Origin of the sequence: Achromobacter sp. SIMBA_011 (genome assembly GCF_046535435.1) — a bacterium.
Classification (GTDB): Bacteria; Pseudomonadota; Gammaproteobacteria; order Burkholderiales; family Burkholderiaceae_B; genus Achromobacter; species Achromobacter dolens.
In genome coordinates this window covers 208321-222664 of sequence record NZ_JAWRWN010000010.1, presented here as the reverse complement: position 1 = coordinate 222664, position 14344 = coordinate 208321, and the positions used below count along the sequence as shown (strand labels likewise).

Here is a 14344-nt window from a genome sequence, read left to right as displayed (position 1 = left end):
GTTACTTTACACTCTTCTCGAACTTTTCCAGCAGCTCGTTGCCGCGCTTGACGATGTTCTCGGCGCCATCCTTGGCCGAGACCTTGCCCGACACGATGCGTTCGATTTCAGCGTCCTCGATTTCGCGGATCTGCGGCAGGAAGCCCAGGCGCAGGCCGCGCGATTGCGCGGTGGTTTCGACGTTCAACTGCTTGACGCCGACTTCGGTGCCCGGGTTCTTGTCGTAGAAGCCTTCCTTCTTGGTCAGCTCGTAGGCGGCCTTGGTGACGGGCACGTAGCCGGTCTGCTGGTGCCAGCGGGCGGCGATTTCCGGGCTGGCCAGGAACTTGAAGAACGCGGTCACGCCCTTGTAGGTTTCCGGCTTCTTGTTGGCAAAGACCCACAGCGAGGCGCCGCCGATGATGGTGTTCTGCGGCGCGCCCTGGACGTCGGCGTAGTAGGGCAGGGTCGAGGTGCCGAATTCGAACTTGGCGTTCTTGGCGATGTTGGCGCGCAGGCCCGACGAACCGGTGATCATGGCGCACTTGCCGCTGATGAACAGCGAGTTCGGCTCGTCGCCGCGGCCGCCGTACATGAAGATGCCTTCCTTGCCCAGCTTGGCCAGGTTTTCCAGGTGGCGCACGTGCAGCGGGGTGTTGATGGCGATGCGGGCGTCCAGGCCGCCGAAGCCGTTATCCTTGGTGGCGTACGGCACGTTGTGCCAGGCCGAGAACGTCTCCAACTGGACCCACGACGGCCACGAGGTGGTGTAGCCGCATTCCTGGCCGGCGGCCTTGAGCTTCTGGCCGGCGGCGGCCAGCTCTTCCCAGGTCTTGGGCGGCTTGTCGGCGTCCAGGCCGGCCTTCTTGAAGGCGTCCTTGTTGTAGTAGAACACCACGGTCGAGCTGTTGAAGGGCATCGACACCAGCTTGCCTTCGGCCGACGAGTAGTAGCCGGCCACGGCGCCGATGAATTCCTTCGGGTCGATCGGGTTGCCGGCTTCTTCCGACATCTGCTGCACCGGCTTGATGGCGCCCTTGGCGTACATCATGGTGGCGGTGCCGACTTCGAACACCTGGAGGATGTCCGGGGCGTTGCCGGCGCGGAACGCGGCGATGCCGGCGTTCATCGATTCACCGTAGTTGCCCTTGTAGACGGCCTTGACCTGGTAGTCGGGGTTCTTCTTGTTGAACTCGTCGACCAGGCCGTTCACGCGGTCGCCCAGCGCGCCTTCCATCGAGTGCCAGAACGTGATTTCGGTGGCCGCGTGCGCGGAAGCGCCCGCGAAGGCCGCCATGACGGCGGCAAAGGTGAGGGCAATTCGGTGGGATCGCATGAGAGGTTTCCTCCAGTTGGGCGTGTCGCGACCGGGTTGTCCGGGCGCGGAAAACACGTCACCTTATGAATTGTTTGTGACAAAACCGTGACTTTCACATCACTTAAAACGCCTGTCAAATTGCGCGTTTTAGGCGCGAACGAACATTTTCTTTTTTTTCCCGCCGGAACAGGCCGGTTTACAATCGCATGCTATGAAAAACGAACTTTCGATTGCGTTCATCGGCGGCGGCAACATGGCCGCCGCGCTGGCTTCCGGTCTTGCGGGCAAAGTATGCCCCGCCGGCAGCATTCATGTCATTGACATTAACCAGGATTCGCACGCCGCCTGGCAGGCCCGCGGCATGACCACCGCGACCGTCCCGGACGAGGCCCTGGCGCGCTGCCGCGTGTGGGTGTTCGCGGTCAAGCCACAGAACATGAAAGACGTTGTGGCTTCCACGCGTCAGTGGTTGCGCGACGACACTTTGGTGGTAAGCGTGGCGGCCGGCATCCGCGCCGATACGCTGGCCGGCTGGCTGGGCACGCCCGAGGCGCCGTGGCGCCGCCTGGTGCGGTGCATGCCCAATACTCCCGCGCTGGTCGGCGCCGGCATCACCGGCCTGGCGGCGCTGGATGGCGTGGGGCAGGCCGACCGCGACCTGGCCGCCACCATGCTGGCCAGCGTCGGCGAGGTGGTGTGGGTGGCCGATGACGCGGCGCTCGACGCCGTGACGGCGCTGTCGGGCAGCGGTCCGGCTTATGTCTTCCTGTTCCTCGAAGCCCTGATCGCCGGCGGCCAGAAGGTCGGCCTGACGGCCGAGCAGGCGCGCCAGTTGGCGCTGGGCACTTTCGCGGGCGCCACCAAGCTGGCGGCCGAATCGTCCGAGCCGCCGTCGGTGCTGCGCGAGCGCGTCACTTCCAAGGGCGGCACCACCGCCGCGGCGCTGGCCGCGTTCAATGCCGCCGGCTTCGCCGGCATCGTCGAGGATGCCATGGCCGCGGCCGCGCGGCGTTCGCGCGAGCTGGCCGAGGAGTTCGGCAAGTGAGCGTGGCCAAGGCGCGCTTTGCCCCCATGAGCCGGGCGCAGTTCGGCATCGCCGTGCTGTGCATGCTGCTGGTGGTGGTGGGCTCGAACATCCTGGTGCAGGTGCCGCTGAACGACTGGCTGACCTGGGGCGGCCTGTCGTATCCGGTGGCCTTCCTGGTGACCGACGTGCTCAACCGCCGTTTCGGCCCCGCGGCCGCGCGGCGGGTGGTGTGGTTCGGATTCGCCGCCGCGCTGGCGGTGTCGGTGTGGGTGGCGTCGCCGCGCATCGCGCTGGCCTCGGGCCTGGCCTACATTTGCGCGCAACTGGTCGACATCCAGGTGTTCGATCGCCTGCGTGACCAGCGCTGGTGGCGCGCGCCGCTGGTCTCGGGCGTGCTGGGCGCGATCCTGGACACCGCGGTGTTCTTCAGCGTGGCCTTCGCCGCCACCGGCACGCCCTGGGTGACCTGGATGATGGGCGACCTGGCGATCAAGCTGGCCGTCAACATCAGCATGCTGGCGCCGTTCCGCGCCCTGATGTGGAATCTGGCCAAACCGGCCAACGCCTGATTTTCGAAAAAACGGCGATTATTATTAACGGGATAATCATTATCCGTAAGACTCGCGTAAGCACTGTATGAAAATGCGAAGTCAAACGATGTATTAATGATTATTCATATAAATCGCCTGCCATGTTTTTGCCCGCGGCGCCATGCGCCATCACAGGCGCCGCGCGGATTTCTCCTGCGTTTTCACGCACTTGTCGCGGTAATCCGTCACGATTAAAGGTTTGTCCTGAAATATTGGGGATTACACGCAGTGACAGTATGTCGGCTTGCTTCCAGAATACCGCCCACACCGTGTTTTTGCCCAAGAAGCCGGCGACGCGCGATACGGGTTGCGGGGTATCCACCCGACAGGCCGGATCGAACAGAGCCGCTCAAAACCTCGCTGGAGAACTCCGCATGAAGTTTCTGCATCGCCTTACCCCGGTAGCTATGGCATTCGGGGCGCTTGCCCTGGCAGGTTCCGTGCACGCCGCCGATACGATCAAGATCGGCATCCCGCAGCCCATGACGGGCCCCAACACCCAGTACGGCGACCAGATCCAGGCTGGCGCGCTGACTGCCATCGAGACCATCAACGCCAAGGGCGGCGTGAAGGGCAAGAAGCTCGAACCGATCCTCATCGACGACGGCTGCGAACCGAAGCAGGCCGTGCCGGCCGCCAACCGCGTGGTCAACTCCGGCGCCAAGTTCGCCGTGGCCCATGCGTGCTCGGGCGTGACCGTGGCCGCCGTCAACGTCTACGAACAGGAAGGCATCGTCGGCATCACCCCGGGCGCCACCTCGCCGCTGGTCACCGACACGATCAAGCCGCATTACTTCTTCCGCACCATCGGCCGCGACGACCAGCAGGGTCCGTACGCCGCCCGCTACATCGCCAACACTCTCAAGCCCAAGAAGGTCGCCGTGCTGCACGACAAGCAGACCTACGGCTCGGGCGTGGCCACCCAGGTCAAGGACACCCTGACCAAGGAAGGCGTGAACGTGGCGCTGTTCGAAGGCATCAACGTCGGCGACAGCGATTACTCGGCCATCATCACCAAGCTCAAGTCGGCCGGCGTCGACCTGGTCTACTTCGGCGGCTACCACCCCGAACTCGGCCTGCTGCTGCGCCAGTCGCGTGAACAGGGCCTGAAGGTCCAGTTCATGGGTCCGGAAGGCACGGCCAACCAGGATCTGGTGGCGATCGCCGGTCCGGCCATCGAGGGCCTGCTGGTCACGCTGCCCGCCGACTTCACCAAGCTGCCGGGCAACGAAAGCATCGTCAAGGCCTTCAAGGACGCCAAGCGTGATCCGGACGGCGCCTTCCAGATGCCGGCCTACGCCGCGGTGCAGATCCTGGCCGACAGCATCACCGCGGTGGGCGAAGACCCCGCCAAGGTCGCCGACTACATGCACAAGACCACGTTCAACACCGGCATCGGCAAGGTCGAGTACGACGCCAAGGGCGACCTGAAGAACTTCGAGTTCGCCGTTTACAAATGGGACAAGAACGGCAAGAAGACCCAGCTGTAAACTCCCGCGATTCCGCCGGCGTGTTGCCGGCGCGTAGGGCCTGTCGTCGTCGTTGTGCCGTAATCCGCGTAGCGATGCGCCAAAAGCGCTGTGCGGCCGGCATGCGGTGACCACAGGCCCTTAAAATACGCCCAGGTTTCCGGCTCCGGGTCTCTCTACCGGAGCCGGAACTATTTGGAGCAAGAGAAATAATGTCCGACCTCATACCCCAACTTACCCAGCAATTCTTCAACGGATTGTCTCTGGGCGCGATCTACGCGTTGATTGCCATCGGCTACACAATGGTCTACGGCATCATCGGTATGATCAACTTCGCTCACGGCGAAATCTACATGATCGGCGCCTATGTCGGCCTGGTCACCCTGACGGCCATCGGCACGGGCAGCGGCCTGCCGGTTCCGTTCATCATCGCCGCCATGCTGTTGGTGGCCATCGTCGTCACCGGCATCTACGGTTTCAGCGTCGAGCGGGTCGCGTACCGCCCGGTGCGGGGCAGCCCCCGCCTGGTGGCGCTGATCTCGGCCATCGGCATGTCGATCTTCCTGCAGAACTGGGTCGCCCTGGGCCAGGGCGCGCGCGACATGGCGGTGCCTTCGCTGGTGTCGGGCGCGGTGCAGTTCCACATGGGATCCGACTTCGATGTGACGGTGCCGTATTCGCGCATCATGATCATCCTGGTGACCGTGGTGCTGATGATCGGCCTGACGCTGTTCATCAAGTATTCCCGCATGGGCCGCGCCTCGCGCGCCTGCTCGCAGGACATGCACATGGCCAACCTGCTGGGCATCGACACCAACCGGGTGATCTCGTTCACCTTCGTGATGGGCGCGATCCTGGCGGCGGTGGGCGGCGTGCTGATCGCCATCACCATCGGCAAGCTCAATCCCTTCATCGGCTTCCTGGCCGGCATCAAGGCCTTCACGGCGGCGGTGCTGGGCGGCATCGGCAGCATCCCCGGCGCCATGCTGGGCGGCGTGCTGCTGGGCCTGGCCGAAACGTTCGCGGCAGCCTATATCTCGTCGCAGTACAAGGACATCGTGGCGTTCTCGCTGCTGGTCCTGATCCTGCTGTTCCGTCCCACCGGGCTGTTGGGCAAACCTGAGGTGGAAAAAGTCTGATGTCGAACAACAATCTCAAAAACGCCACCATGGCGGCGGTGCTGACCGCCGTCATCGTCACCCCCGTCTTCGGCCTGCAACTGATCCGCCAGGGCGCGCGCACCTCGATGGAGTCGCATTGGTCGCTGGTGGCCATCGCCGCCGCGGTCGTGTTCGTGTTCCAGTTGCTGCGGCCCTGGATCGCCAAGCCGTTCCAGAAGCTCAAGAAAGACCTGCCGACGCTGCCGTCGGCGCCGGCCAAGAACCACAAGCTGCTGATGCTGCTGATTTTGGCGGTGGCCGTGACCTGGCCGTTCTTCGCCGGCCGCAGTTCGGTCGACATCGCCACGCTGGTGCTGATCTACGTGATGCTGGGCCTGGGCCTGAACATCGTGGTCGGTTTCGCCGGGCTGCTGGACCTGGGCTTCGTCGGCTTCTATGCCGTCGGCGCCTATACCTACGCCTTGCTGTACCACTGGGGCGGCTGGAGCTTCTGGGAGGCGCTGCCGTTCTCGGGCGCCATGGCCGCGCTGTTCGGCTTCATCCTGGGCTTTCCGGTGCTGCGCCTGCGCGGCGACTACCTGGCCATCGTGACGCTGGGCTTCGGCGAAATGATCCGCCTGCTGCTGATCAACCTGAACACGCTCACGGGCGGTCCGGACGGCATCTCGGGCATTCCCAAGCCGTCGGTGTTCGGCCTGGAGATGACGCGACGCGCCAGCACGGAAGGGGGCACCACGTTCCACGACTTCTTCGGTCTGACCTTCCAGAACCAGCACATGGTGATCTATCTCTACATGATGGCGCTGCTGCTGGCGCTGATCACGCTGTTCGTCTCCACGCGCCTGATCCGCATGCCGGTCGGCCGCGCCTGGGAGGCGCTGCGCGAGGACGAGATCGCCTGCCGTTCGCTGGGCCTGAACCCGACCCGCATCAAGCTGTCGGCCTTCACGCTGGGCGCGACCTTCGCCGGCTTCGGCGGCGCGTTCTTCGCGGCGCGCCAGGGCATGGTCAACCCGGAATCCTTCACCTTCATCGAGTCGGCGCTGATCCTGGCCATCGTGGTGCTGGGCGGCATGGGTTCGCAGATCGGGGTGATCCTGGCGGCGGTCCTGCTGACGGTGCTGCCCGAGCTGGCGCGCGAGTTCGCCGAGTACCGGATGCTGATGTTCGGCCTGGTGATGGTATTGATGATGATGTGGCGTCCGCAGGGGTTGTTGCCCATGAAGCGTCCCCACGTGGAGCTGGCTAAATGAGCGAGGCATTGCTGAAAGTATCCGGACTGACCATGCGCTTCGGCGGCCTGCTGGCCGTCGATAGCGTGGCGTTCGAAGTCAAATCCGACGAGGTGTTCGCCATCATCGGCCCGAACGGGGCCGGCAAGACCACCGTGTTCAACTGCGTGGGCGGCTTCTACGCGCCGACGGCCGGCGATATCGTGATGGACGGCAAGTCCATCACCGGCCTGCCGAGCCACAAGGTGGCGCGCCACGGGCTGGTGCGCACGTTCCAGAACGTGCGGCTGTTCAAGCAGTTGACGGTGCTGGAGAACCTGCTGGTGGCCCAGCATACGCAGGTCGAATCGCGCCTGCTGCCCGGCCTGCTCAAGCTCAAGTCCTACCGCCAGTCGGAGGCCGACGCGCTGTCGCGCGCGGCGCAGTGGCTGGATTTCATGGGGCTGCGCGAGTATGCCAACCGCGAGGCCGGCAACCTGGCCTATGGCCACCAGCGCCGCCTGGAGATCGCGCGCTGCATGATCACCAAGCCGCGCCTGTTGATGCTGGACGAGCCGGCCGCCGGCCTGAACCCGCAGGAAAAGCGCGATCTGCAATCGCTGATCGACCAGTTGCGCCGCGAGTTCGGCGTGGCGGTGCTGCTGATCGAGCACGACATGAGCCTGATCATGGGCATTTCCGACCGCATCCTGGTCATGGAGCACGGCAAGCCCATCACTACCGGCACCCCCGAGCAGGTGCGCAACGACGAGCGCGTCATCAAGGCGTACCTGGGGGAGGAATAAATGCTGAAGCTGGAAAACATTCACACGTTCTACGGCGCCATCCAGGCGCTCAATGGCGTGTCGGTGGACGTCAACAAGGGCGAGATCGTGACCCTGATCGGCGCCAACGGCGCCGGCAAGACCACGCTGCTGATGACGGTCTGCGGCAATCCGCGCGCCAAGGAAGGCAAGATCACCTTCGAGGGCGAGGACATCACCAACAAGGACACGCACCACATCATGCGCAATGGCATCGCCATTTCGCCGGAAGGGCGGCGCGTGTTCAAGGACCTGACGGTGGCCGAGAACCTGATGATGGGCGGCTTTTTCTCCAAGCGCGAGGAGATCCAGGCGGGCATCGACCACGTCTATGGCTTGTTCCCGCGCCTGAAGGAACGGGCCAGCCAGCGCGCCGGGCTGATGTCGGGCGGCGAGCAGCAGATGCTGGCGATCGGGCGGGCGTTGATGACGCGGCCGCGCCTGCTGCTGCTGGACGAGCCGACGCTGGGGCTGGCGCCGCTGGTGATCGCGCAGATCTTCGACATCATCCGCGAGATCCGCGAGCAGGGCGTGACGGTGTTCCTGGTCGAGCAGAATGCCAACAAGGCGCTGCAGGTGGCGGATCGCGGGTATGTGCTGGAGAACGGGCGGGTCGTGCTGCAGGATACGGGGGCGAATCTGCTGGTCAATGATCAGGTGCGGAAGGCTTATCTGGGCGGGTGATCCGCTTGAAGGTTTTATTCCCCGCGAAGGGAAATTTGGGCGCTGCTGAAAGGGGCGCCCTTTTTTTTTGTTGGGAGTGGCGTGTCTTCGTAGGTCGCCCGAGGCGGGTGGTGCCCTGGCGAGGCGCGCCAACGATTGCGGTCCGGAGCGTTCGCTCCGGACTGCCCCGTCGTCATCTTCGTCACAGCCTGCGGCTGCTCCTTCAGATTCCCTCGGGCGCATCGACGGCGCGCCTCGCCAGGACACCACCCGCCTCGGGCTGCGGATTGCGAGGCTCGTCGCGCTGCTGGAGCGTGGGGTAAGGGGCGGGTTTTGCGGGGCCCGCAAAGATCGGCCGCGCGGGCGGCCGATCTTTGCATACGCGGTGGGTTTGCGTCGGGAGGATGACGCTGCGCGCGGGGGGGAGGGGGTGACCCGCTGGGGAGGGGAGAGGGAGGGATTGCCGAACTGCGCCGAGCATGGAGCTCGGACGATATCGAATTCAACGGGTAGCGGCCTTCAATCTCTGGCACTGGGATTGGCGCGCCTGGGCTTTCAAATAGCAGGATTCGACGACGCCGGAGCGCGTCGCGTATTACTTGTCCGCGGGGCCTAGCGCTTCTGCCCAGTTCTTTTTCATGGCGGCGATGCGGGCCTCGTAGGCGGATTTCAGGCAGGCGGCGTCGGGGCAACGGTCGCGCACGGTGGTGCGCCATTGGGTCTGCTCTTTTGCCACGGGATCTCGCCATTCACCGGTTTCACCGTCACGGCCAGCGGTTTCGGACTGGATCTTGTCGTAGAGATCCTTCACCTGGTCGTCCAGCCTGGATAGCGATGGGTCGGCGCAGATCAGATGTTCGACATGGGTTTTCGCGGCCTTGCAGTCGAAGCCGGCGGCGTGGGCGGCTTTGACTGGCAGGAACGGGGCGCTGGCGAGGACGGCGCAGAATGCCGCGTGCAGGATCGCATGTTTGCCTTGAGCGCTTTGCCGGCGCCGGCCTTTCATGATGCTGGTCGGCATTGCCGCGAGAACGGGGTTGCGCACGTCCTTCACTCCTGGATAGTCCGGGGCCACCGACAGGGTGGCCCACGGATCGATTCTCCCGGTTGTCGCGCGGTCGCGCAACTCGCGGGCCTTGCCTATGCCGCGATGCGTTGCTCGGGCTGGTCGGCCAGGTAGTGGGCGATGGCGGCGCGGGCCAGGGCGTCGATGGAGTCGGTCAGGGTGATGCCGAGGCTGGGACGCAGGGCGTGGGGCACGGCCAGGGGCAGTTCGGTGCAGCCCAGGACGACGGCGTCGGCGCCGCGGGCCTTGAGGCGGGCGATGCAGTCGGCGGCGGGGGCGAAGGCGGCTTCGAGCTGGTTGCCCTTGACGGCGCGGATCGAGGCCATGCAGTAGCGTTCGACTTCATCGTCGTCGGGGACGATGCATTCGTAGCCCTGGGCTTCGAGGTGGCGCTGGTAGAGGCCGAGCTTGAGCGTGGCGGCGGTGCCCATCAGGCCGATGCGGCCCTGCTGCAGGCCCAGGCGGCGCAGGTCGTCGATGACGGCCTGGATGATGTGCAGCACGGGGCGCTGGGTGGCGGCGGCGATGTCGTCGTACCAGAGATGCGCGGTGTTGCAGGGGATGGCGATGAGCTGGGCGCCGGCGCGTTCCAGGAAGCGCACGCCTTCGACCATGTAGGGCAGGGGATTCTCGCCGCCGGCCATGTAGGCGCTGGAACGATCGGGGATGCGCGGATCGTTGCGAAGCAGGGTGGGGATGTGCTGCTGGTCCGCGTCGGCGGGCGTGAGCGCCGCGAGGCGGAGCGCGAAGGCGGCGCCGGCCATGGGGCCCATGCCGCCCAAAACACCCAGGTAACAGCCCTGGGAATAGCTATTCACTTTGTTGACTCCAAGGTATTGCATCACCGGGCGCCAGTACCTGGCCCGGGCGTTCGGCGCCGGTCCGTTCCCCATCCCACACCTGCCTGCCATTGACCCACACGGCGTGGATGCCCTGGCTGACCTGAATGGGAGCTGAAAAAGTGGCCGTGTCTGTGACGTTGGCGGGATCGAACAGCACCAGATCAGCATGATACCCCTCGCGCAGCAGGCCGCGCTCGGTCAGGCCGTATTGGGCCGCCGCCAGGCCGGTCATCTTGTGGATGGCGGTTTCGAGCGACAGCAGCCGTTGTTCGCGCACCATGGTGCGCAGCACGTTGGTGAAGGTGCCCCATTGGCGCGGGTGCGGGTGCGGGTCGAAGGGCAGGCCGTCCGAGCCGACCATGGTCAGCGGATGGCTGAAGATGCGGTTGACGTCGGCCGGGTCCATCAGGAAGTAGATGGCGCCGGCGGGCGCCAGGCGGGCGATGGCGGCTTCGTCGTCCAGGCCCAGTTCGGCCATGACCTCGCTGAAGTCGCGGCCGGTGGCCTCGGGGTAGCCCTTTGACCACGTGATCATGGTGCGGCTGGCCAGGCGGGCGCGGTCCAGCCGCAGCATGGTCGAGGTGGCCGGATATGGATGGCAGTCGAGGCAGACGCGCTGCGTGGCGGCGGCGCGGCTGATCATGTCGAGCGTCTCGCGGCTGCGGCCGTGGTTGCGTTCGCCGGCCAGCTTGTGGTGCGAGAACACCACGCGGCAGTCCAGTTCGCGGCCGATCAGCAGCGCCTCTTCCATGGCCGGCACGATGTGGTCGGCCTCGTCGCGCAGGTGGGTGGCGTAGATCGCGCCGGCGCGGCCGCGCAGCGGCTGGCAGACGTCGATGATCTCGTCGGTGGGCGCGGCGCTGGCGGGCGGGTAGAAGGTGCCGGTGGAGACGCCGAAGGCGCCGGCCGCCAGCGCTTCGTCGAGCAGGGCGCGCATGGCCTGGCGTTCGGCGTCGGTGGCGGCGCGGCCGGTGTCGTCCATGACGGCCACGCGCAGCGTGGTGTGGCCGACCAGCGGGATGACGTTGACCGCGGCGGGCGTCTCGGCCAGCGCCTGGAGCCAGGCGCGGAAGGTGTCGAAGCGGAACAGGTCCGGCGGGCCCAGCAGGTCCAGCGGCTGCGGGATCTCCCGGCGCGACAGCGGCGCCAGGCTGACGCCGCAGTTGCCGGTGACGACCGTGGTGATGCCTTGCGAGACCTTGGGCAGCATGTCCGGATGCGCCAGCAGGTAGCCGTCGTCGTGGGTGTGCGAGTCGATGAAGCCGGGCGCCAGCGCCAGGCCGCGGGCATCGATCACGGGCACGCCCGGCATGTGGGCGAAATCGCCCAGCGCCACGATGCGCCCATCGCGCACCGCCAGGTCGCCCTGCCGCGACGGACCGCCCCCGCCGTCGATGAGCGTGGCGCCTGCCACGATGAAGTCGGCTTGCGGAGCGGGGTTCATCCGGGTGCTGCGGTCCGTCATGGCGGGGCTCAGTCCAGTTTCTCGATGCCGGCGGTGTCGATGATCTGCTTCCACTTGGCGGTTTCGCGATCGATCAGTTGCTTGAACTCATCCGGCGCGCCGCTGGCGGGCACGGCGCCGAGCGTTTCCAGGCCGGTGCGCACTTCGGGCGCCTGCAGCGCCTTCTGGATGTCGGCGTTGAGCTTGGTCACGACCTCGGGCGGGGTGCCCTTGGGCGCGACCACGCCGCCCCAGGCCACGGTTTCGTAACCCTTCAGGCCGGCTTCGTCCAGCGTCGGCACGTCGGGCATCAGCGCCAGGCGCTTGAGGCTGCTGACGCCGATGGCGCGCACCTTGCCGCTCTTGACCAGCGGGGTGGCCTCGGAGGTGTTGACGAACAGGTAGTCCAGGCGGCCGCCCAGCAGGTCCTGGATGGCGGCCGGGCCGCCGTTGTACGGGATGAACATGACGTCGACCTTGGCCATGCTCTTGAACAGCTCGCCGCCCATGTGGCCGGTGGTGCCGACGCCCGAGGCGCCATACGACAGGCGGCCGGGTTCCTTGCGGGCGCGGTCGATCAGGTCCTGCACGCTCTTGATAGGCGAATCCGCCGGCACGATCAGCGCGTTGTACAGGTCGAACATGTGCGCCACGGGCGTCAGGTCCTTGTCGACGTCGTAGGGCAGGCGCTTGAACAGCGAGCGGTTGACGGCCAGCGTGTTGATGTTGCCGTAGCCCACGGTGTAGCCGTCGGGCGCGGCGCGCTTGACCAGCGCGATGCCGATGTTGCCGGCGGCGCCGGGGCGGTTTTCCACCACCAGCGTGGCGCCAGTGTCCTTGGCCAGTTGCGTGGTGATCAGGCGCGACAGCACGTCGGGCGAGCCGCCGGCGGCCGACGGCACGATGAAAGTGATCGGTTTGTCGGGATAGGCGCCGGCGGCCTGCGCGCCCGTGCTGAAGGTGGCGGCCAGCGCCAGGGCGGCGAGGCTGCGGATGAAGGTGCGTTGCATGCTGGATTCCCCTTGTTTTGTTGTGTGGAGGCGGGCAGATTAGCACCGGGATTGCGGCACTGCGTCATCGAAAAATGTCGAAAACCTATAATCCGCCGTTATTGATCAAGGGGAACCAACATGGATGAGCAGGCCTACGCCGACGAGGTCGGGCCGAGCGCCGGCCGGCCGCTGAACCTGCGCCAGATCGAGGTGTTTCGCGCCATCATGATGGCCGGCTCGATCAGCGGCGCGGGGCGCATGCTGCATGTGTCGCAACCGGCGGTGAGCCGGGTGCTGGCGCTGACGGAGACGCGCCTGGGCTACCGCCTGTTCGAGCGGGTCAAGAGCCGGCTCTCGCCCACCGCCGAGGCGCGGCGCCTGTACGCCGAGGTCGAGCAGGTCTATGGCGGCATCCAGCGCGTCAACGATCTCGCGGCCAGCCTCGGGCAATCGGGCGCGGGCATGCTCAAGATCGTGGCCAGCGCCAGCTATGGCCAGCGGCTGGTGCCGATGGCGCTGGGGCGCTTTCGCGACCGCAACGCCGACGCGCGGGTCGATTACCGCAGCGTCACGTTCGACGAACTGGCGGCGTATTTCCTGTCGGGGCAGGCCGATATCGGCATCTCGATGCGACCGCCCGATCATCCCAACCTGGCCTCGACCCGGCTGGCGACGGTGCCGGTGATCTGCGCGCTGCCAAAGGGCCATCCGCTGGCCGCGCACGAGGTGGTGCACCCGGAGGATTTCGCTTCGGCGGCGTGGATCGGCTATCCGCGCGACACGCCGCTGGGACGCGCGCTGCAATCGTTCTTCGGCGGCGCGCCGGCCTGCCCGGCGGCGGTGGAGGTGCATTCGCCGGTGACGGCCTGTTCGTTCGTGCAGCAGGGCCTGGGGCCGGCGCTGGTGGACGCGTGGTGCGTGTCGCCCGACCAGACCGACAGCATGGTGCTGCGGCCGATCGCGCCGGGCGCCAGCGTCGAGATATGGGCCACGCATTCGAACCTGAGCGCGCCGCCGCTGCTGGCGCGGCGCTTCCTGGCGGCGGTCAGGAAGGTCCTGGAAAGCGCGGCGCCGGCGCTGGTCGGCGGCTGAAGGCAATCAGGCCGGCGCGCAAGAGAAAACGCCCCGGCGCGCAAGGGCGGCGGGGCGTTCGGGCCGGCCGTTCATGCCGGCCTGGCAGGCTTACTCCAGGCCTTCGGCCTTGAGCGCGGCCTTGACGCCGGCGTTGTCCTGCATGCGCTTGAAGAACGCGGCCAGGTGCTCCTGACCCGACAGGTCGACCTGCTTGGCATGGGCCCAGCGCAGCACCACGTACAGGTAGGCGTCGGCGACCGACGGCGCTTCGCCGCCCAGGTAGGGCTGGTTGATCAACTGGGCGTCCAGCAGCGCGAACAGGCGCGTCAGCAGCTTGGACGCGGAGGCGGCCAGTTCCTGCTGCGGCGCTTCCTCGGCGAGGAAGCGACCCGCGCCGAAGATCATCGAGAAGGTCTTGTGGATGTCGGAGTTGATGAAGCCGAGCCAGCGGCGCACGTCGGCGCGCGAGCGGGCCGAGCCGTCGCCCAGCAGCTTGGCCTGCGGCGCCTGTTCGGCCAGGTATTCGAGGATCGCGACGTTCTGGGTCAGGGTGAAACCGTCGTCGTCCAGGGCGGGCACGGCGCCCAGCGGATTAACCTTGAGGAACGCGGGGCCCTTGAGTTCGTCGCGGCTGAGCTTGTGCGCGTCGTAGGGCTTGCCGATCCATTCCAGCACGATGTGGGAAGCGAGCGAGCACGCGCCGGGCATGTAGTACAGTTTCATG

The 14344-nt window shown here is 66.3% G+C and carries 15 protein-coding genes; 8 read left to right on the top strand and 7 right to left on the bottom strand.

What is annotated here, in order from left to right; all coding sequences use genetic code 11:
- Nucleotide 1: 1 nt before the first annotated feature.
- Nucleotides 2–1315, bottom strand: coding sequence for a sn-glycerol-3-phosphate ABC transporter substrate-binding protein UgpB (gene ugpB / locus SB816_RS26490; protein ID WP_054502598.1), 1314 nt, complete (start codon nucleotides 1313–1315; stop codon nucleotides 2–4).
- Between the two features lie 193 nt (nucleotides 1316–1508).
- Between ugpB and proC the strand changes: the two genes are divergently transcribed.
- Both proC and SB816_RS26480 read left to right on the top strand, forming a co-directional pair.
- Nucleotides 1509–2342 (top strand): pyrroline-5-carboxylate reductase, encoded by an 834-nt coding sequence (gene proC / locus SB816_RS26485; RefSeq protein WP_054502597.1) that lies wholly within the window; start codon nucleotides 1509–1511, stop codon nucleotides 2340–2342.
- Between the two features lie 26 nt (nucleotides 2343–2368).
- Nucleotides 2369–2893 (top strand): queuosine precursor transporter, encoded by a 525-nt coding sequence (locus SB816_RS26480; RefSeq protein WP_049077771.1) that lies wholly within the window; start codon nucleotides 2369–2371, stop codon nucleotides 2891–2893.
- A gap of 100 nt (nucleotides 2894–2993) precedes the next feature.
- Here the strand turns inward: SB816_RS26480 and SB816_RS26475 are convergent, their stop codons facing one another.
- Entirely contained in the window at nucleotides 2994–3236 is a 243-nt protein-coding gene (locus SB816_RS26475; protein ID WP_336235674.1) for a hypothetical protein, read from the bottom strand.
- Nucleotides 3237–3288: 52 nt separating this feature from the next.
- Here SB816_RS26475 and SB816_RS26470 point away from each other — a divergent pair, with 52 nt between their 5' ends.
- The 5 genes from SB816_RS26470 to SB816_RS26450 all read left to right on the top strand — a co-directional run bounded on the left by SB816_RS26470 (nucleotide 3289) and on the right by SB816_RS26450 (nucleotide 8223).
- The gene (locus SB816_RS26470) at nucleotides 3289–4404 is read left to right on the top strand and encodes a branched-chain amino acid ABC transporter substrate-binding protein (RefSeq protein WP_025140820.1); all 1116 of its coding nucleotides are present in this window, start codon (nucleotides 3289–3291) and stop codon (nucleotides 4402–4404) included.
- Between the two features lie 191 nt (nucleotides 4405–4595).
- The gene (gene livH, locus SB816_RS26465) at nucleotides 4596–5522 is read left to right on the top strand and encodes a high-affinity branched-chain amino acid ABC transporter permease LivH (RefSeq protein ID WP_049073549.1); all 927 of its coding nucleotides are present in this window, start codon (nucleotides 4596–4598) and stop codon (nucleotides 5520–5522) included.
- Complete coding sequence (locus tag SB816_RS26460) at nucleotides 5522–6757, top strand: high-affinity branched-chain amino acid ABC transporter permease LivM (RefSeq protein ID WP_054502596.1); 1236 nt, start codon at nucleotides 5522–5524, stop codon at nucleotides 6755–6757. Before livH ends, SB816_RS26460 begins: the two co-directional genes overlap by 1 nt.
- The gene (gene livG / locus SB816_RS26455) at nucleotides 6754–7521 is read left to right on the top strand and encodes a high-affinity branched-chain amino acid ABC transporter ATP-binding protein LivG (RefSeq protein WP_049073551.1); all 768 of its coding nucleotides are present in this window, start codon (nucleotides 6754–6756) and stop codon (nucleotides 7519–7521) included. The genes SB816_RS26460 and livG overlap by 4 nt, the downstream gene beginning before the upstream one ends.
- The gene (locus SB816_RS26450) at nucleotides 7522–8223 is read left to right on the top strand and encodes an ABC transporter ATP-binding protein (RefSeq protein ID WP_049073552.1); all 702 of its coding nucleotides are present in this window, start codon (nucleotides 7522–7524) and stop codon (nucleotides 8221–8223) included.
- A 574-nt stretch (nucleotides 8224–8797) separates the two neighbouring features.
- Here the strand turns inward: SB816_RS26450 and SB816_RS26445 are convergent.
- From SB816_RS26445 to SB816_RS26430, 4 genes are all read right to left on the bottom strand, one after another.
- Nucleotides 8798–9247, bottom strand: a complete 450-nt coding sequence (locus SB816_RS26445; protein ID WP_410547751.1) for a lysozyme inhibitor LprI family protein — start codon at nucleotides 9245–9247, stop codon at nucleotides 8798–8800.
- Between the two features lie 95 nt (nucleotides 9248–9342).
- Nucleotides 9343–10086, bottom strand: a complete 744-nt coding sequence (locus SB816_RS26440; protein ID WP_024068774.1) for an aspartate/glutamate racemase family protein — start codon at nucleotides 10084–10086, stop codon at nucleotides 9343–9345.
- On the bottom strand, nucleotides 10079–11575 hold the full coding sequence (locus SB816_RS26435; RefSeq protein WP_064526668.1) for an N-acyl-D-amino-acid deacylase family protein: 1497 nt from the start codon (nucleotides 11573–11575) through the stop codon (nucleotides 10079–10081). The genes SB816_RS26440 and SB816_RS26435 overlap by 8 nt, the downstream gene beginning before the upstream one ends.
- Nucleotides 11576–11583: 8 nt before the next feature.
- The gene (locus SB816_RS26430) at nucleotides 11584–12564 is read right to left on the bottom strand and encodes a Bug family tripartite tricarboxylate transporter substrate binding protein (protein ID WP_054502594.1); all 981 of its coding nucleotides are present in this window, start codon (nucleotides 12562–12564) and stop codon (nucleotides 11584–11586) included.
- Nucleotides 12565–12684: 120 nt separating this feature from the next.
- Here SB816_RS26430 and SB816_RS26425 point away from each other — a divergent pair, with 120 nt between their 5' ends.
- Nucleotides 12685–13638 (top strand): LysR family transcriptional regulator, encoded by a 954-nt coding sequence (locus SB816_RS26425; RefSeq protein ID WP_054502593.1) that lies wholly within the window; start codon nucleotides 12685–12687, stop codon nucleotides 13636–13638.
- Between the two features lie 90 nt (nucleotides 13639–13728).
- Here the strand turns inward: SB816_RS26425 and SB816_RS26420 are convergent, their stop codons facing one another.
- Nucleotides 13729–14343 carry a glutathione S-transferase family protein gene (locus SB816_RS26420; RefSeq protein WP_064526677.1) on the bottom strand — a complete coding sequence of 205 codons (615 nt, stop codon included), beginning with the start codon at nucleotides 14341–14343 and terminating at the stop codon, nucleotides 13729–13731.
- Nucleotide 14344 lies beyond the last annotated feature (1 nt).